This window comes from Xanthomonas sp. DAR 80977 (assembly GCF_041240605.1).
Classification (GTDB): Bacteria; Pseudomonadota; Gammaproteobacteria; order Xanthomonadales; family Xanthomonadaceae; genus Xanthomonas_A; species Xanthomonas_A bundabergensis.
Map to the genome: position 1 here is coordinate 4,682,253 of NZ_CP162487.1, position 17,114 is coordinate 4,699,366.

Consider the following 17,114-nt stretch of genomic DNA (forward strand, 5'->3'; position numbering starts at 1 on the left):
GCGTGCCGCGCCGCCTGCTTGGCCGCGCACCGGGCCAGCCCTTCCCTGCCGGAGCATTGCTGATGCCACCACGGCCTTTGGACTATCTGTACATCGCCGCCACGATCGCCTTCACCGTGTATGGCCAATTGATCCTGAAATGGCGGATCGCCAAGCTGGGTCCGCTGCCCGCCGATGCGTTCGACAAACTCAAGTTTCTGGTGTCCTTGCTGTTCGACCCGGCGATCTTCTCCGGTTTCGCCGCAGCGTTCCTGGCCTCGCTGGCATGGATGGCGGCGATGACCCGTTTCGAACTCAGCCACGCCTATCCCTTCATGAGCCTGAATTTCGTCATCGTGCTATTGCTGAGCGGCTGGCTGCTCAGCGAACCGCTGACGCCGCAGCGCGTGGCAGGCGTTGCGTTGATCGTGGCAGGAACCGTCGTGGCCGCGCGTGGCTGAGCCGCTCGCGCGTCCTTCCGTTGCCGAGTGGCGCCAGTGGCTGGGCGCATTGCTGGTCGTCCTGTTCTCGGTAGCGGCGTTGTGCGCCGCTTACTCGCCGCGCTGGGAAACCAACGACGATGTGGGCATGGCGATGCTGGCGCATGGTTACGGCATGGCCGCCGTCGGCTCGCCCAACCTGGTGTTCTCCAATGTGGTCTGGGGTTACATCGTGCGCCTGTTGCCCACGCCGGGTGGCATCGACGGCTATGCGCTTGCGACCTTCGCGGTGCTCGTCCTGGTCGGGACCACCCTGCTGTACTGCCTCAGGCGCCTCGGCACCGGCTGGATGCTGGCGATCAGCATTCTGGCGCTGGTGCTGGCACGCCCGGTGCTGCTTCCGCAGTTCACCGTCAACGCCGGGCTGCTGGCCGTGGCTGCCGTGGCCTGCCTGCGCCTCCACGCCCACACGGGGCGTATCCCGGCGCTGTGGCTGGGCGCGACGCTGATGTTCCTGAGCTGCCTGGTACGCAGCCATGAATTCCTGCTGGTGATGCTGGTCGCCTTGCCGCTGCTGCCCTGGCGCTCCCTCGCGCAGGGGCGTGCGCCGCGCTGGGCCGCTGCAGCGCTGTGCATCGCGCTGCTCGCCGCCGCGCTGCTGGACCGGCAGGCGTACGCCACGCCGGCGTGGAAGGATTTCAACGACCTGAATCTGGTGCGCGCCGCATTCACCGATTTCGGCGCCGGCGACTATCTCAACACACGCCCCGACATCCTGGCGCGCCACGGCTATACGACGAACGACATCGACCTGCTGAGTCGATGGTTCTTCGCCGACCCGCGCATTGCCGATCCGACCGCGCTGAAAGCCATGCTGGCCGAAGCCGGCGCACTGCCGCTTCGCGAGAACGGGCTGGCCACCGGCTGGCAAGGCATCCGTGCGCTCTGGCATCCGAACTTGTTGCCGCTGCTGGTTGCCGCACTGCTGCTGGGCGTGCTGCTGCCGAGCCGCAAGGTCGCGCTTGCCTGGCTTCTCTGCGCCTCGGCCGTGTTCGTGCTGGGCCTGCTCGGCCGGCCGGGCGTCCTGCGCGTGTACGTGCCGCTGATCGCCTTGCTGACCATCGCGCCATTGCTCTTCGTCGATGCAGGCCACAGCAGCAAGCGCCACGCGATCCTCGCCGTCGCGGCACTTGCGGCAGGGGCCAATGCGTGGCTCTCGGTCGCTGCATGGCAGACCGTGCAGCATGCAGACGCACAGGCGCGCAGCGACCTGGCATCGCTTCCGCGCGGATCCATCGTGGTGTGGGGCGCCACCTTCCCCTTCGAAGCCGTCTACCGCCCCTTCAATGGCGCCGCCGAACGCGGCAGATACCGGCTGTACTCGCTGGGCGCCTTCACCCTGGTGCCGAACTCGGTCGCCAGGCGCGAGGACCAGGCAGGACGCGGATTCGTCCGCCTGCTGCAACAAGGCGACGGAGTGACAATCATCGCCAACGAGCAACGCCTGCAGTGGCTGGACCTGTATTGCGCGCAGCGCCTGCACGGCGAACCGGCACAATTGCAGGTATGGCGGGCCGGCGCACTGCTCGCCAGCCGCCACCGATGCATGGCGGCGAGGTGAACGCCCATGGCCGCCCCGATCCGCTTCGACCAGACGACTCTTCCAAGACTGTGGACACGCATCGAATGAGCAACGATTCCATCCCCTTCAACTGGCCGCACATGACCGGGAAGGAGCTGTACTACATCGCCGAGTCGCATTTCAACGGCCGCCTCGCCGGCGATGGCCCATTCACCCGGCGCTGTCACGACTGGCTGCAGAGGCGTACCGGCGCGCGCGCCTTGCTGACCCATTCCTGCACGGCGGCGCTGGAGATGGCCGCCCTGCTGCTGGACATCCAGCCGGGCGACGAAATCATCATGCCGTCGTACACCTTTGTCTCCACCGCCAACGCCTTCGTCCTGCGCGGCGGCATTCCGGTGTTCGTCGATATCCGCGAAGACACCTTGAACCTTGACGAGCGCCTGATCGAGGCCGCCATCACCGCCCGCACCCGCGCCATCGTGCCGGTGCATTACGCCGGCGTTGCCTGCGAGATGGACGCCATCCTCGCCATCGCCGCACGCCACGGCCTGAAGGTGATCGAAGATGCGGCGCAGGGCGTGATGGCCAGCTACAAGGGGCGCGCACTGGGCGCGATCGGCGACATCGGCGCCTACAGCTTCCATGAAACCAAGAACGTGATCAGTGGGGAAGGCGGTGCGCTGCTGATGCGCGACGCCGCGCTGGCGCAGCGTGCGGAGATCGTTCGCGAGAAAGGCACCGACCGCAGCCGCTACTTCCGCGGCGAAGTGGACAAGTACACCTGGCAGGACGTCGGCTCCTCGTTCCTGCCGGGCGAGCTGACCGCCGCCTTCCTGTGGGCGCAGCTGGAAGAAGCCGAACGCATCACCCAGGATCGGCTGCGCAGCTGGGACCGCTATCACGCCGCGCTGGAAGCGCTGGAACGCAGCGGCAGCATCCGCCGCCCGATCGTCCCGGACGATTGCCAGCACAACGCGCACATGTATTACGTCCTGCTGCATCCGCAGGCCGATCGGCAGCGCGTGCTGGAAACGCTGCGCGCAGCGGGGATCGGATCGGTCTTCCACTACGTGCCCCTGCACGACTCGCCCGCCGGCAAGCGCTACGGCCGCGCCGAGGGCGAGCTGCCGATCACCCAGCGACAGTCCAAACGATTGCTGCGCCTGCCGCTGTGGACGGGGCTGAGCGAAGCCCAGCAGGACCGGGTGGTCGACGTATTCACGCGCGCGCTCGGCTGACCCGCTCCGCACACGCGTCAACTCGCGGCCGCGGCCGCGCCTGACAACGGGAGTTCACATGGCGGCGCATTGGAAGAAACTGGGACTGGTCTTCAACGCGAGCGGCCAGGCCCCCTGGCTGCATGCCTATGCCGCGGTACCGATCGCCGAGCGCCTCGACCGCAGCGACCTTTATCGGATCTATTTCAGCAGCCGCGACGCGGCAAATCGCAGTTTCACCTCCTACGTCATCGTCGACATCCGCCACCCTCAGCGCATCCTCGAGGCCGCCACCGCGCCAGTGCTGCAGCCTGGCGACCTGGGCGAGTTCGACGACAGCGGCGCGATGGCGACCTGGCTGGCGACGCACCGCGGCCGACGGTATCTGTACTACATCGGCTGGAACCTTGGGGTGACCGTGCCCTTCCGCAATTCGATCGGCCTGGCGATGGCAGCGGGAACCGAACAACCGTTCGCGCGTCACTTGCCCGGGCCGATCGTCGACCGCTCGGCCACCGAGCCGCATTTCTGCGCAAGCTGCTGCGTGATGCCCGGCGAGGATATGTGGCGCATGTGGTATCTGTCGTGCACCGGCTGGGAGCTGCATGACGGCAAGCCGAGGCATCGCTACCACCTCAAGTATGCCGAGTCCGACGATGGCATCGCCTGGCGCCGCAACGGCGATGTCGCGATCGACTATGCCGACGCCGGCGAATACGCCATCTCCCGCCCCTGCGTGATCCGCGATCCCGACCGCTGGCGCATGTGGTACTCGTATCGCGGCGAGGCCTACCGCATCGGCTACGCCGAATCCGCCGACGGCCTGCGCTGGCAGCGCCTGGACCACCTGGCGGGCATCGCGCCCTCCGCCGCGGGCTGGGATTCGCAGATGATCGAGTATCCCTTCGTGTTCGATCACGAGGGCGAACGCTACATGCTCTACAACGGCAACGACTATGGCCGCAGCGGATTCGGCCTGGCGGTCATGGAGCGCGGTTAGGCACGCATCCACGCCGAAACCCGCTCACTCGGGCCACTGCGCCAGCCGCTGCGGGGCGATGCCGACGCGGCGGCAGGCGCGCTGCGCGATGCCGTCATTGAGCGCGATGCGGAACAGCGGCGCCAGCCCCTGCAGCACCCGCGCCGAGGCCGCGGCCTGGACGCGTTGCAGGCGGCTGCGCTGCAGCATCGCGCCCGCCCATGGCGGCAGCAGCGCCGCGCCGGCGCCGAGGAACAGCTCGCGCGACAGGCCCGCCGCCGGCACCGGCAGGCGCAGGCCGGCCAGGACCTCGAGCACCTCGCGCGATCGCGCATCCATCTGCAGCTGCGGGCGCACCTGCGCGAAGTAGTCCAGCACCTCGCGCTCGGACCCCGGCACCGCCTGCGCGCCCAGCGCCTCGGCCACGCGCCGGCCCTCGGCGTAGTAGCGGTCGGCGATGGCGGTCGGCACCGCGCGGCAGTAGCGGCGATAGCCTTGCAGGAACCCGTAGGCCTCGGTGACGTGCACCCAGGTCAGCAGCGCCGGATCGTCGGCGGCATAGGCGCGGCCGTCGGGCGTCTGGCCGCGGATCCGCGCGTGGATCGTGCGCACGCGCTGGATCTGGCGCTGCGCCTCGGCCGATGGCGCATAGCTGGTGGCGGCGACGAACTGGGTGGTGCGGCGCAGGCGCCCGACCAGGTCCTGGCGGAAATTGGAATGGTCGTACACGCCGGCCAGCGCCAGCGGATGCAGGGTCTGCAGCAGCAACGCACACAGGCCGCCGGAGAGCATGCCGGGGAACTCGGCATGGATGCGCCAGGTGACGCTGTCGGGGCCGAACAGGCCGGCATCGCCGGGCGGCCGGTCGTAGTCGATGCCGCCCTGGCCGCGCGGAAACACGTCCAGCACCCAGCGGCGGATGCGGGCGGCGGCAGGGGCGGTGAGCGTACGCAGCATGGCGGTCATCGCGCCATGGTAGCGGGCGGCCTGCATGCGCCGCGCAAACCGCTGCGCGCGTGGTGGCGGGCAGGCGGGGGCACTGCCGGCAGGCGCCAGGCGGCCGAGCCGCCCCGGAAAGCGTGCGCAGGCCCCGCGTCGCGGCGCGGCCATGTGCGGATGCAGCATGCCAATCCCGGCCGTTGTGCTAGAAAGAAGCTGCTTCAAGATCGCCAACGACGTCGTCGTCCGTCATCGCATCTGCAAGGAGCCTGTCATGATCGCTTTGTTCAAGGGGTTGGGGTTGTTGCTGGAGGACAACGCGCTGCATCAGCGCTCGTTCCCCGAACAGGTCGCGCACTGGCAGCACAAGAGCGAAGCGCAGCTGCGTTCGGAAGTGGACCTGCTGGCCCAGGCCAAGCAGCAATGGCTGGTGGCCTCGATCATCGGCTGGCAGGCGATCTCGCTGGTCATCCTCGGCGTCATCACCAACCAGCTGTGGCAGCACGACTACCACCTGACCTTCTCGCGCATCGTCATCGTGGTCACGTCCTGGGTCGCGATCCTGTTCGTGATCTGGTTCATCGCCAACATGTTCGACCGCACCGCCGGCTTCGAGCGCTGGCTCACCGCCTTCAACAGCCGCGAGCGGCTGTCGGCCGATGCCGACACGGTGGAGTGCGTCGCCGACGCGCTGAACATGGCGCGCAAGTATCCGGAGATCCTCGAGTACAAGCGCGAGGTGGTGGCCAACCGCGAACTGCGCCACGAGGACATCCGCATCATGCGCGAGATGGGCCGCATCCGGCTGCATGCCGAACTGGTCGCCGCCCTGACCCAGTTCGAAGGCCTGCCGCCCGGCGGCCAGAACGGCGTGTTCCGCGTCGCCGGCTGAGCCGGTCAGCGCGCACGACCGGCAGCGCGCGCTGCCATCGGCGACGGTGCGGGGGCATCTCCGCACCGTCGCATTGCACACCGACGCCGCGGCGCGCCGCTGCACCCTTGAAGCAAGGTCCGGACGCACGCACTGCCGCGCTTTGCGGCATCGTTGCAGGAATGGTATCGACAGCGCCGCACGAAGCCACCCAGCGACCCGGCTCCGGAAGCGGTCGGGACTGAAGTCCCTCCCACAGTGCCCCCAGACGGCTCGCCGCAAGTCCCCTTGTGGGAGCGACTTCAGTCGCGACGAACGGAGACGGGAGCCGCGGCAGTTCCGGCAACCTGTCGGGGCTGAAGCCCCTCCTACAGTGCACCCGGCAAGTCGGCCGCGAGCTTCCTGTAGGAGCGGCTTCAGCCGCGACGAACGGAGTCGGGAATCGTAACGGCTTCGGTGGGATGTCGGGACTGAAGTCCCTCCCACAGTGCACCCAGACAGGTCGCTGCAAATTCCCCTGTGGGAGCGACTTCAGTCGCGACGAGCGAAGCCAGCTACGCAACGGCTTCGGCGACCTATCGGTACTCAGCCCTGCATGCACGGCTGCGGCGCGGCCGGTGTCTCGGGCGCGACGCACTGGCTGAAGTCGCGCGGCAGGCCGCCGACCTCGCGGCGCTGGCCGACCGGCAGGTCGAACTCCTGCAGCATGCGTGGCGCGCACGCCGCCGCCGGGCCGCTGCCGGCGGTCGCGCCAGGCGCCGCGCAGGCGGCGTATATCTGGTAGTGGCAGCGCCCGCTGCGGCTGTCGACGCAGCGGAACGTGGTCAGCCCGTCGCGGTAGGAGGTGCGGCTGAAGATCACCGCGCCCCCGCGCTCGCTGGCATGCACCACCGTCTCGCGGTGGGTGCTGGTGGACAGGTCGAGATTGGCGTGCCCCTGGCAGCCGACGAGGCTGAGCAGGCACGACCACAACGCGGAAAGCAGACGCATGGCGAATTCCTTGTTCCAGTGCGGAGTGCGGGAGGCGGCGCTTACATGCCGCGGAACAGACTCATGTACGGCTGGCTGACGGTCAGCACTTCGTCGCGGTGGCGCAGCTTCATGCGGCCCTTGCCGGTGTCGTCGCGGACCACCGAGGCCACCGCCTTCAGGTTGACGATGGTGGAGCGGTGGATCTGCCGGAACGCGGCCGGGTCGAGCACGTCCAGCAGTTCGCGCAGCGGCGTGCGCAGCAGCGCTTCGCCATCGCGGGTCAGCACCGTGGTGTACTTGTTGTCGGCCTGGAAATAGACCACGTCGTCGAGCAGGATCAGCCGCGTCTCGCGGCCGCTGTTGGCGGTGATCCAGGCCAGCGGCGGCGGCGCGGCGGGCGATGGCGGGCGCTGCCCCAGGCGCTGCAGCAGCGCGTCCAGCACCGCCACGTCCGGGCCTTGCGCGGCGCGCGCCTGCAGCCGCTGCACGGTCGCCTGCAGGCGTTCGCGCACGATCGGCTTGAGCAGGTAGTCCACCGCGCCCTGCTCGAAGGCATCGATCGCGTACTGGTCGTAGGCGGTGACGAACACCACCTGCGTGCGCGGGCTCACCTCGCCCAGCGCGCGCGCCACCTCGATGCCGCTCAGGCCGGGCATGCGGATGTCCAGGAACGCCACGTCCGGCTGGTGCTCGGCCAGGCGTTCCAGCGCGCTGGCGCCGTCCTCGCATTCGGCGACGATGCGCAGCTGCGGCCAGACCTCGCCGAGCAGCGCGACCAGCGCGCTGCGCAGCAGTTCCTCGTCTTCGGCGATGACCGCGTCAACCATGTCGCACTCCTGTCGGCAGCGGCGGCGGCACGGGCGGTTGCGGCGGACACGGCAAGGTGATCGTCGCGGCCACGCCGCTGGGGAAGTTGGACACGATCGCGAACGTGGCCGCGCCGGCGTAGGTCAGGCGCAGGCGTTCGCGCAGGTTCTTCAGGCCGATGCCGGTGCCGCTGGACTGGTTGTTGAAGCCCAGGCCGTCGTCGGCGACGGTGATGGTGACGTGGTCGTCGAACGCGCGCGCCAGGATCCAGACCGTGCCGCCGCCGGGCTTGGGCTCCAGGCCGTGCTTGATCGCGTTCTCGACCAGGGTCTGCAGCATCATCGACGGCAGCGCCAGCGTCTTCATCGCCTCCGGCACCTGCAGCTGCAGCTGTAGCCGCGCGCCCATGCGGATCTTGAGGATCTCCAGGTAGGCCTGGGTGCGCTCCAGCTCCTCGCCGAGCGAACTGAGCGCGTCCTCGGCGCTGGGCAGCGAGCGGCGCAGGTACTGGATCAGATAGCCGAGCATCAGGTCCGCGCGCGGCGGATCGGTGCGCGCCAGCACCTGCGCGCTGGCCAGCGTGTTGTACAGGAAGTGCGGTTCGACCTGCGCGTGCAGCAGGTTCAGCCGCGCCACGGTCAGTTCCTGGTCGGTGGCGGCCTGCTTGGCGGCGGCCTGCTCGTCGCGGCGCAGCTCGGCGACGCGGCGCGCCACCGCGCGGCTCAGCGCCTCGGCGTTCTCGTAGTTGCTGCCCTCGTCGACCGCGAACAGGTCGATCCAGGCGCTCGCGTCCGGTTCCAGCAGCAGGGTCAGGCTGCTGGTGCCGGCGCCGGGGGTCAGCGTCGCCAGCACCTGGTTGCGCTTGACCGCGAAGCGCGCGGCCAGGTTCCAGCGCGACGGCGGGCGGCCGTTGTACGGATCGATGCGGCGCACTTTCGCGCGCACCTGCAGGCTGTCGGCGGCGCTCTCGACCTCTTCCACCCGCGGCAGTTCGCGCACCGCCGCATCGACCAGCGCGAAGGCCTCGCGGGTGTCCAGCGGGATCTCGATCTGGCGGCGCTGGCGGCTGGACAGGGTGGCGCTGTCCAGCCGCCCGGCGATCAGCCAGACCCGGCGCAGGTGGGTGATGCCGGCGACCAGCGCCGACAGCATCAGCAGCATCGCCAGCAGGCCGAAGAACCAGCCAGGCGGCTCCTCCATGCTGTAGAACAGGCCGCTCCAGACGAAGCCGGCGACGATCACGGCGGCCACCCAGGCGCACAGCAGGCGGACGATCAGGGACACACTGGAAACCATGGCGGCGGGGATCGGTGACATGGCGGCGAGCATAGCCGCGGCGGCGCCGGCCGCCAGTCCCCTTGCGACGAAACCGTGCCGGCCCGGACGGGACACCGGATCGTCGGGGCGAAACCGCGGCGCTGGCGAGGAGTCGGCACCGGCGCCGCGCCGAGACGCTGTCGCATGCCGCACGGCATGCGGCACGGCGGCGGCCAGCGCGCACTGTCGGCAGGGCCGCGTGGCCGCGGCGCACCGGGCGCGGCGCCATCGGCCGCGGCGGTGGACGCGCTGCTGCGAAGGCTCAGCCGTCGAGCAGCGCGACCGCGCGGGTCCAGCCGGCCGAGGCGCGGCGGATCTTGACCGGGAAGCAGCACACGCGGAAACCATGCGCCGGCAGCGCCTCCAGGTTGCGCAGCTTTTCCATGTGGCAATAGCCGGTGTGCATGCCGGCGCGGTGGCCTTCCCAGATCAGGCTGGCATCGCCGGTCTGCGCATAGCGGCGCGCGGTATGGCTGAACGGCGCGTCCCAGCTCCAGGCATCGGTACCGGTGACGCGCACGCCGCGTTCGAGCAGGTACAGCGTCGCCTCGCGGCCGATGCCGCAGCCGCTGTCCACGTAGGCCGGCTCGCCGTAGCGCGCCGCGGCGGCGGTATTGACCAGCACGATGTCCAAGGGCTGCAGCACGTGGCCGATGCGCGCCAGCTCCGCCTCGACTTCGGCTGCGCCGACCACGTGGCCGTCGGGCAGGTTGCGGAAATCGAGCTTGACGCCCGGACGCAGGCACCAGTCCAGCGGCACGTCGTCGATGGTCATCGCCGGCGCGCCGCCGTCCATCGTCGAATGGTAGTGATAGGGCGCGTCCATGTGGGTGCCGTTGTGCGTGGTCAGACGCAGTTCCTCGATCGCCCAACCCTCGCCGCCGGGCAGGTCGGCGGCGCTGAGCCCGGGGAAGAACGCCGCCATCTGCGGCGCGGTCTGGTGGTGCCCGTGGTAGGTGATCTTCGGTTCCATCACCGGCGGATCGGACGGGACATCGTTCTCGATCGCCATCGACAGGTCGACGATGCGCGGCGGCGCGGCGGAAACGGCGGCAAGCGGGCTGGTCACCGGAACGAACTCCTGCGGGCGGCGCCGCATGCGTGGGATGGCGCCACGGTAGGCGGCGCGCGCCACGCGGGCAACGCCGAAACCGACTCGGTGCTGAAGCCGGCCGGCGGCATGCACGGCAACGTGGCGCACGGCGCGCAACGCCTGCGATGGCAGTCACGATGCCGCGCGGCACCGACCTGTCCGCGGGCAGGCCGCGGCGATGCGGGCGCACGCGCTCGCTTAGACTTTGCCGTCACGACCAGGAGCCCGGCATGCACCGACGACACTTCCTGCGCAGCGGCGCGCTGGCCGCGGCCACGCTCGGCGCCGCTCCCCTGCTCGCGCACGCGCGGCGCGATGCGGCAGTGCTGCCGCCAGCGCCGATCCTGCCGGTACTGCCGGCACCGCAGCCGGCCGCCGCATTCGCCACGCCGGCGCCGCTGGCGCCGATCCGCGCCAGCGCCGACCGCATCGTCGCGCTGCATGCGTGCACGCGCCCGTTCCGCGCGCAGGGGCCGCGCATCGAGGCCGAGCGCCTCGGCCGCAAGACCGTGATCCACAACTACGGCCATGGCGGCAGCGGCTGGTCGCTGTCGTGGGGCTCGGCGGCGATCGCCACGCAGTTGGCGCGCGCCACCGGCCAGCCCCGGCTGGCGGTGATCGGCTGCGGCGCGATCGGCCTGACCACCGCCCTGGTCGCGCAGCGCGCCGGGCTGCGCGTGCGCATCTACGCCAGGGAGCGGCCGCCGGAAGTGCGCTCCTCCTTCGCCACCGGCGTGTGGTCGCCGGACTCGCGGGTGTGCACCAGCGCCTACGCCACCCCGGAGTTCGCGCGGCGCTGGGAACAGATGGCGCGTACCTCGTTCGGCATGTACCAGAACCTGCTCGGCCTGCCCGGCGATCCGGTCGAGTGGCGCGACGGCTACGCGCTGTCGGACGTGCCGTTCGACCAGCCCGCCGGCCATGGCGGCAATGGCGAGCCCGACTACCCGGCGCTGGAAGCGCAGTACCTGGCCGACCTGGGGCCGCGCTCGCAACCGCTGGCGCCGGGCCAGCATCCGTTCCCGGTGGCGCACGTGCGCCGCTACACGCAGCTGGTGTTCAACATCAGCGCCTATGCGCGGCTGCTGCTGGACGATTTCCTGGCCGCCGGCGGCGAGATCGAGACGCGCGCGTTCGACAGTCCGCGCCAGTTCGCCGACCTGCAAGAGAAGACCCTGGTCAACGCCACCGGCTACGGCGCGCGCGCCCTGCTCGGCGACGACAGCGTGGTGCCGGTGCGCGGGCAGACCGCGCGGCTGGTGCCGCAGCCGGACGTGAACTACGGGCTGGTCTACCGCGGCCACAACCTCAACGTGGTGCCGCGCCGCGACGGCATCCTGGTGCAGGCGCAGGCCGACGGCGACTTCGGCAATGCCGACGCCACGCCCGACCGGGCCGCCTCGGAAGCGGCGGTGGCGCGGCTGGCCGCGCTGTTCGCGTAGACCGCCGCAGCGTGCCGGTGTCGGCGCGCCTAGGCGTGTCGTCCATCGCACGGGTCCGCTGCCGCGCACGCTCCAGCGCGGCGTCATCGCTTGGACGCGGATGGCGCGTCCATTCCCCGTCCCTGCCCGGTGCGCGCGCGAAAACGGCGCGGCCTGCGTGGAAATGCATGCCCCGGCTCACAGCCGGCTGACGCTGCGGATGCGGATGTCGGCGCTGTCCACGCCGTGCCGCTGCGCGGCCTGCGCGCGCAGCTGCTGCAGCAGGCGCTCCGGGTCCAGCGGCGCGTCCCCGCGCCAGCTGTGCGCCAGCGTGCCCCAGGCCACCCGCTGGCCGTAGCTGTAGGCGTCGTAGTCGGCCAGGTAGTGGCGCGCGCGCTCAGGTGCCGACGTGGACATCGCCTTCGTAGCCGTTGCAGCCCAGGTGTTCCAGCGCGATCGACAAGGCCAGCGCGTAGCTCTGCGCGCAGTAGCCGCCGACCTGCCCCACGCGCTGCCGCGAGGCCGCGCACAGGCAGGGTTCGCGCTGGTCGCAGGCGTCGTCGTGCACTTCCACGTACGGCCGGCCGAGGTGCGCGACCGCGGCGGCGGTGGCGGCGCTGTCCGAGCACGCGCCCGGATCCAGCAGCAGCATTTCCACCTGCGCCGCATCGGCCTGGGCCAGCGCCAGCAGCAGTTCGGCCTCGCTGGCGCAGCCGCGCACCGCCAGGGTCTTGCCGGCACGGCCGGCGTGCTCCAGCAATTGCCGCATCACCGGCGGCGCGATGCGCGCCGGACGGCCGCGATGGCCGGCCACGCAGTCCGGGCCGCGCAACAACAGGATCGACATGGCGGCGCCCTCAGTTGGCCAGCGCGGCGCGCGCGCCGAGCCGGCGCGCGGCCACGCCCAGCGCGATCGCATAGCCGTCGGCGAGCGCGCCGTTGGCGATCACCGTCAGCAGCGGTGCGTGGCGCGGATGCAGCAGCGGCTCCAGCGCCTGCGCGCTTGCGTCGTGCACCTCGATGTACGGATGGCCGAGCGCGTCGAGCGCCTCGCGCAGGTGCGCGCCGTGATCGGCCAGGTCGGCGGCCGGCAGCTCGCCCGAATCCAGCAGCACCAGTTCGGTTTCGTCGTGCGCGCCCTGCCGCAGCCGCGCCACGATCTGCGCCGCATCGGCGCAGGCCACCGGCACCACGCAAGGACCGGACGCGCCGGCCAGGCGCCGGGCCACGGCAATGGCCGGCGCACCGCGGTGCGGGCCTTGGATCAACAGAATCGACATGGAACACATCCAGCGGAAAGGACGCCGCAGACTCTAGGCCTGGGGTGCGTAAGCGCGCCATTCGTCGAGGTGCCTGCGGCGTAAAGCTTGCGTAAGAAGTGCAGGGATTGGGGATTGGGGATTCGGGATTGGGGATTCGAAAGAACGCAAGCCGGCAGAGCCACGCTTCGCGACCCACCGCTTTTGCGAATCCCCAATCCCGAATCCCCAATCCCGGAAGTGCGGCGCCGCCGCGCTTCTGCGATCATCCCCGGTTTCCCGCTGCCGTCGCCGCCAGGAACCTCCCCATGACCCAAACCGCCTTGCGCCGCGATGTCGGCCCGTTCGCCCTGATGCTGACCGGCCTGGGTTCGATCATCGGCTCCGGCTGGCTGTTCGGCGCCTGGCGCGCCGCCGGGCTGGCCGGCCCGGGCGCGATCTGGGCCTGGCTGCTGGGCGCGGCGATCGTCACCACCATCGCCCTGGCCTATGCCGAGCTGGGCGCGATGTTCCCCGAGTCCGGCGGCATGGTCCGCTACAGCCACTACTCGCACGGCTCGCTGGTCGGCTTCATCGCCGGCTGGGCCAACTGGATCGCGATCGTGTCGGTGATCCCGGTCGAGGCCGAGGCCTCGGTGCAGTACATGGCGTCGTGGCCGTGGCAATGGGCGCAGAACCTGTACGTGCAGCAGCCCGGCGGCGCCGGCGAACTGTCGGTGCCCGGCCTGTACATCGCCGCGGCGCTGGTGCTGGTGTATTTCCTGCTGAACTTCTGGAGCGTGAAGCTGTTCGCGCGCTCCAACAGCCTGATCACCGTGTTCAAGCTGGTGGTGCCGGCGCTGACCGGCATCGCGCTGGTCGCCAGCGGCTTCCACAGCGAGAACTTCAGCGTCGGCCTGCATGGCGGCACGCATACGATCGATTTCGCCGCGGTGCTGACCGCGGTGGCCACCGCCGGCATCGTGTTCAGCTTCAACGGCTTCCAGAGCCCGGTGAACCTGGCCGGCGAGGCGCGCAACCCCGGGCGCAGCATCCCGTTCGCGGTGCTCGGTTCGATCGCGCTGGCCACGGTGATCTACCTGATCCTGCAGGTGGCCTACATCGGCGCGGTGCCGCCGGAGCTGCTGGCCAAGGCCGGCTGGCACGGCATCGATTTCCGCTCGCCGTTCGCGCAACTGGCGATCATCGTCAACCTGCACTGGCTGGCGATGCTGCTGTACGTGGACGCCTTCGTCAGCCCCAGCGGCACCGGCATCACCTACACCGCCACCACCGCGCGGATGATCTACGGCATGGAGCGCAACGGCACGCTGCCGGCGGTGCTGGGCAAGCTGCATCCGCACTGGGGCGTGCCGCGCCCGGCGATGTTCTTCAACCTGGCGGTGTCCTACCTGTTCCTGTTCTTCTTCCGCGGCTGGGGCACGCTGGCGGCGGTGATCTCGGTGGCCACGATCATTTCCTACCTGACCGGCCCGATCAGCGCGATGGCGCTGCGCCGCCACGCACCGGAAATGCACCGCCCGCTGCGCATCTTCGGCCTGCCGGTGCTGGCCGCGGCGGCCTTCGTGCTGGCCACCGAACTGCTGTACTGGGCGCGCTGGCCGCTGACCGGCGAGATCATCGTGCTGATGCTGGTGGCGCTGCCGGTGTACGCCTACTACCAGCACCGCCAGGGCTGGCAGGATTTCGGCCGGCACCTGCGCGGCGCCAGCTGGCTGATCGCCTACCTGCCGACCATCGCGCTGCTGTCGTGGGCCGGCAGCACCACCTTCGGCGGGCATGGCTACCTGTCCTACGGGCCGGACCTGATCGTGGTCGGCGTGGTCGCGCTGGGCTTCTACTTCTGGGGCGTGCGCGCCGGCTGGCGCACGCCGTCGCTGCAGCAGGCCAGCGCCGGCTGAGGCCGGCGCGGCTCAGCGGCCGCGCAGCGCCTGCAGCAGGCGCGAGACCAGGGTGGCGCCGACGAAGCCCGCCAGGCCGCACAGCGCCAGCGCGATGCCGACCTGGCCGAGCGGGCTGGTCCGGGGGCCCAGCAACGCGATCGCGGCGCCGACGCACACCGCCGACAGCAGTGCGCCGGCCAGGCCGATCCGCAGATGCGCGCGCCAGCCGCGCAGGCGCGGCCAGTACCACGCCGCCGCCGCGCCGGTTAGCAGTGCCGGCACGCCGCCGAACGCGTAGGAAAACAGCGCCATCATCAACGCCAGCATGAGCGCGTTGACCAACGGCAGGGTTTCGCCCGGCCACAGCAGCAGCAGCGGCAGGCCGACCAGCACGGTGCCCAGCGGCGGCCCGCCGATCAGGAACGCCAGCACCACGCCGGTGCGCACCAGCCCGGGATGCAGCGGATCGATGCCCTCTGCCGCATCGGGATCGGCGACGGCGGCCGCGGCCGCCGTCGGCCACGACGCTGCTGCGTCGTCCTGCCGCCGCGCCACCGGCGCGGAGTCCGGCGGCTCGGTCGTCACGCCTCGGCCCCGGCCTATTGCCGCTGCGCGGCGCTGGCGTCGCGGGTGGCGCGGAACTCCGAGTCGCTGCTCCAGTTCGGCCATTGCGACGAGTTGGCCAGCTCCGTGCCCAGCGTGTACAGCACCTGCAGGTCGCGCGCGGCGCCGGCAAAGGTCCAGCTCGGCAGCCATTCGTCGCCGGGCTGGTGGTAGCGCTTGGCGGTGTAGTCGTCGGAGGCGGCCTTGCCCGCCTTGACCCCGCCATCCACCCAGTCCTGCCCGGCCGAGAACGACAGCGCCGGCACGCCGCGCTTGGCGAAGGAGAAGTGGTCGGAGCGGAAGAAGTAGCCGGCTTCCGGCTTCGGGTCCGGCGTGTAGCGCAGGTCCCAGCGCTTGGCGACCGTCTTCAGGTCCTCGAGCAGGTCCAGCTTGGCGGTGCCGTAGATGCCGAAATCGCGCGACGGGCCGAACGGGCTCATGCCGTCCATGTTGATCACCGCCACCGTGCGCGCCAGCGGATACAGCGGCTTGGACGCGTAGTACTCCGAGCCGAGCAGGCCCTTCTCCTCGGCGGTGACCGCCAGGAACACCACCGAGCGCTGCGGCGCCGGCGCCTTGGCGAACACGCGCGCCAGTTCCAGCAGCGCGGCGGTGCCGCTGGCGTTGTCCAGCGCGCCGTTGAAGATGCGGTCGCCGTTGGCGTCGGGCGCGCCCACGCCGATGTGGTCCCAGTGCGCGGTGTAGATCACGCTATCGTCCGGGTGGGTGCTGCCGGGCAGCCGCGCGACCACGTTGTGCGAGGTGATGACCTCGGACTTCACCGCGTAGTCGGCGTGCAGCCGTTCGCCCTTCAGCTCCACCGGCTTGAACTCGCGCGATTGCGCCTGCTTCTTCAAGGCCTCGAAATCCAGCCCGGCGCGCTTGAACAGGTCCACCGCCAGGTCGCGCTGGATCCAGCCTTCGAGCGCGGGATGGGCGGACTTGGGATCGTCGCGGACCACGTCGAACATGCTGTTGGTGTTGGAGCTGGCCACCGTGGCCCAGCCGTAGGAGGCCGGGGCGGTCTCGTGCACGATCAGCACGCCGGCCGCGCCCTGCCGCGCGCCCTCTTCGTACTTGTAGGTCCAGCGGCCGTAGTAGGTCATGCCCTTGCCGTCGAAGGCGCCCTTGCCGGTCTCGAAATCCGGGTCGTTGATCAGCACCACCGCGATCTTGCCCTTCAGGTCCACGCCCTTGAAGTCGTCCCAGCCGCGCTCCGGCGCCTTGACCCCGTAGCCGACGAACACCAGCGGCGCGCCGTCGATGGCGACCTGGCTGCTGCCGTCGAGCGCGGCGCGCACGGCGATCTGCTGGCCCTGGGTCAGCGCCTGGCGCTGGCCGCCGGCCTCGATCGCCACCTGCGGCGTGCCGACGATGTCGGCGCGGCGCAGCGGCACCGCCTGCGTCCACAGGCGCTGGCCGTCGCGCAGGTCGCCGCCCGGCTGCAGGCCCGCGGCCTGGAACTGCGCGCTCAGGTAGGCCACGGTCTTGTCCTCGCCCGGCGTGGCCGGCGCGCGGCCTTCGTACGCGTCGGAGGACAGCGTCTTGACGTCGGCGGAAATGCGCTGCGTGTCGAAACGCGGTGCGGACGGCGGCGCCGCCATCAGTGCGCCGGAAACCGCCAGCGCCAGCATGCCCATGATCGGTCGCTTCACTCTTGCCCCTCGGATGGATGGATACGCCCGAGTGTAGCGACGCCGGCGGCGGGCAGCCATGCGGCGCCGGCAGCGCCGCGTGCGGCGTGACGCA

General features: G+C 70.6%; 17 protein-coding genes. 7 read left to right on the forward strand and 10 right to left on the reverse strand.

Annotated features, from left to right (window positions below; all coding sequences use genetic code 11):
- The first annotated feature begins 2 nt into the window (after positions 1-2).
- From AB3X10_RS19930 to AB3X10_RS19945, 4 genes are all read left to right on the forward strand, one after another.
- Positions 3-440 (forward strand): EamA family transporter, encoded by a 438-nt coding sequence (locus tag AB3X10_RS19930; protein WP_369977137.1) that lies wholly within the window; start codon positions 3-5, stop codon positions 438-440.
- The gene (locus AB3X10_RS19935) at positions 433-2,040 is read left to right on the forward strand and encodes a hypothetical protein (RefSeq protein WP_369977138.1); all 1,608 of its coding nucleotides are present in this window, start codon (positions 433-435) and stop codon (positions 2,038-2,040) included. The genes AB3X10_RS19930 and AB3X10_RS19935 overlap by 8 nt, the downstream gene beginning before the upstream one ends.
- A 65-nt stretch (positions 2,041-2,105) precedes the next feature.
- Positions 2,106-3,242, forward strand: a complete 1,137-nt coding sequence (rffA, locus tag AB3X10_RS19940; RefSeq protein WP_369981910.1) for a dTDP-4-amino-4,6-dideoxygalactose transaminase — start codon at positions 2,106-2,108, stop codon at positions 3,240-3,242.
- 58 nt (positions 3,243-3,300) lie between these two features.
- Positions 3,301-4,221, forward strand: a complete 921-nt coding sequence (locus AB3X10_RS19945) for a hypothetical protein (RefSeq protein WP_369977139.1) — start codon at positions 3,301-3,303, stop codon at positions 4,219-4,221.
- Between the two features lie 24 nt (positions 4,222-4,245).
- Here the strand turns inward: AB3X10_RS19945 and AB3X10_RS19950 are convergent, their stop codons facing one another.
- Positions 4,246-5,166 (reverse strand): oxygenase MpaB family protein, encoded by a 921-nt coding sequence (locus AB3X10_RS19950; RefSeq protein WP_369977140.1) that lies wholly within the window; start codon positions 5,164-5,166, stop codon positions 4,246-4,248.
- 247 nt (positions 5,167-5,413) lie between these two features.
- On the opposite strand from AB3X10_RS19950, the gene AB3X10_RS19955 reads away from it, so the two are divergent.
- Complete coding sequence (locus AB3X10_RS19955; RefSeq protein ID WP_369977141.1) at positions 5,414-6,031, forward strand: hypothetical protein; 618 nt, start codon at positions 5,414-5,416, stop codon at positions 6,029-6,031.
- A 564-nt stretch (positions 6,032-6,595) separates the two neighbouring features.
- Here AB3X10_RS19955 and AB3X10_RS19960 read toward each other — a convergent pair.
- From AB3X10_RS19960 to AB3X10_RS19975, 4 genes are all read right to left on the reverse strand, one after another.
- Positions 6,596-7,000, reverse strand: a complete 405-nt coding sequence (locus AB3X10_RS19960; RefSeq protein ID WP_369977142.1) for a hypothetical protein — start codon at positions 6,998-7,000, stop codon at positions 6,596-6,598.
- A 41-nt stretch (positions 7,001-7,041) separates the two neighbouring features.
- Positions 7,042-7,809 carry a LytR/AlgR family response regulator transcription factor gene (locus tag AB3X10_RS19965; protein WP_369977143.1) on the reverse strand — a complete coding sequence of 256 codons (768 nt, stop codon included), beginning with the start codon at positions 7,807-7,809 and terminating at the stop codon, positions 7,042-7,044.
- A complete protein-coding gene (locus AB3X10_RS19970; protein WP_369977144.1) occupies positions 7,802-9,085 on the reverse strand; it encodes a sensor histidine kinase in 1,284 nt (427 codons plus the stop codon). The genes AB3X10_RS19965 and AB3X10_RS19970 overlap by 8 nt, the downstream gene beginning before the upstream one ends.
- A gap of 283 nt (positions 9,086-9,368) precedes the next feature.
- A complete protein-coding gene (locus AB3X10_RS19975) occupies positions 9,369-10,175 on the reverse strand; it encodes a cyclase family protein (RefSeq protein WP_369977145.1) in 807 nt (268 codons plus the stop codon).
- Between the two features lie 254 nt (positions 10,176-10,429).
- Here AB3X10_RS19975 and AB3X10_RS19980 point away from each other — a divergent pair, with 254 nt between their 5' ends.
- Positions 10,430-11,641 carry an FAD-dependent oxidoreductase gene (locus tag AB3X10_RS19980; protein ID WP_369977146.1) on the forward strand — a complete coding sequence of 404 codons (1,212 nt, stop codon included), beginning with the start codon at positions 10,430-10,432 and terminating at the stop codon, positions 11,639-11,641.
- Positions 11,642-11,818: 177 nt separating this feature from the next.
- Here the strand turns inward: AB3X10_RS19980 and AB3X10_RS19985 are convergent, their stop codons facing one another.
- The 3 genes from AB3X10_RS19985 to AB3X10_RS19995 are packed head-to-tail and all read right to left on the reverse strand — an operon-like array spanning position 11,819 to position 12,900.
- Positions 11,819-12,037 carry a hypothetical protein gene (locus AB3X10_RS19985; RefSeq protein WP_369977147.1) on the reverse strand — a complete coding sequence of 73 codons (219 nt, stop codon included), beginning with the start codon at positions 12,035-12,037 and terminating at the stop codon, positions 11,819-11,821.
- Positions 12,018-12,467: a type II 3-dehydroquinate dehydratase gene (locus AB3X10_RS19990; protein WP_369977148.1), complete on the reverse strand. Its 450-nt coding sequence runs from the start codon at positions 12,465-12,467 to the stop codon at positions 12,018-12,020. Before AB3X10_RS19990 ends, AB3X10_RS19985 begins: the two co-directional genes overlap by 20 nt.
- A 10-nt stretch (positions 12,468-12,477) precedes the next feature.
- Positions 12,478-12,900 carry a hypothetical protein gene (locus AB3X10_RS19995; RefSeq protein WP_369977149.1) on the reverse strand — a complete coding sequence of 141 codons (423 nt, stop codon included), beginning with the start codon at positions 12,898-12,900 and terminating at the stop codon, positions 12,478-12,480.
- A gap of 287 nt (positions 12,901-13,187) precedes the next feature.
- Between AB3X10_RS19995 and AB3X10_RS20000 the strand changes: the two genes are divergently transcribed.
- Positions 13,188-14,780 carry an APC family permease gene (locus AB3X10_RS20000; RefSeq protein WP_369977150.1) on the forward strand — a complete coding sequence of 531 codons (1,593 nt, stop codon included), beginning with the start codon at positions 13,188-13,190 and terminating at the stop codon, positions 14,778-14,780.
- A 12-nt stretch (positions 14,781-14,792) separates the two neighbouring features.
- Here AB3X10_RS20000 and AB3X10_RS20005 read toward each other — a convergent pair whose 3' ends face one another.
- On the reverse strand, positions 14,793-15,347 hold the full coding sequence (locus AB3X10_RS20005) for a hypothetical protein (protein WP_369977151.1): 555 nt from the start codon (positions 15,345-15,347) through the stop codon (positions 14,793-14,795).
- Positions 15,348-15,361: 14 nt separating this feature from the next.
- Positions 15,362-17,020 (reverse strand): M28 family metallopeptidase, encoded by a 1,659-nt coding sequence (locus AB3X10_RS20010; protein WP_369977152.1) that lies wholly within the window; start codon positions 17,018-17,020, stop codon positions 15,362-15,364.
- Positions 17,021-17,114: the final 94 nt, after the last annotated feature.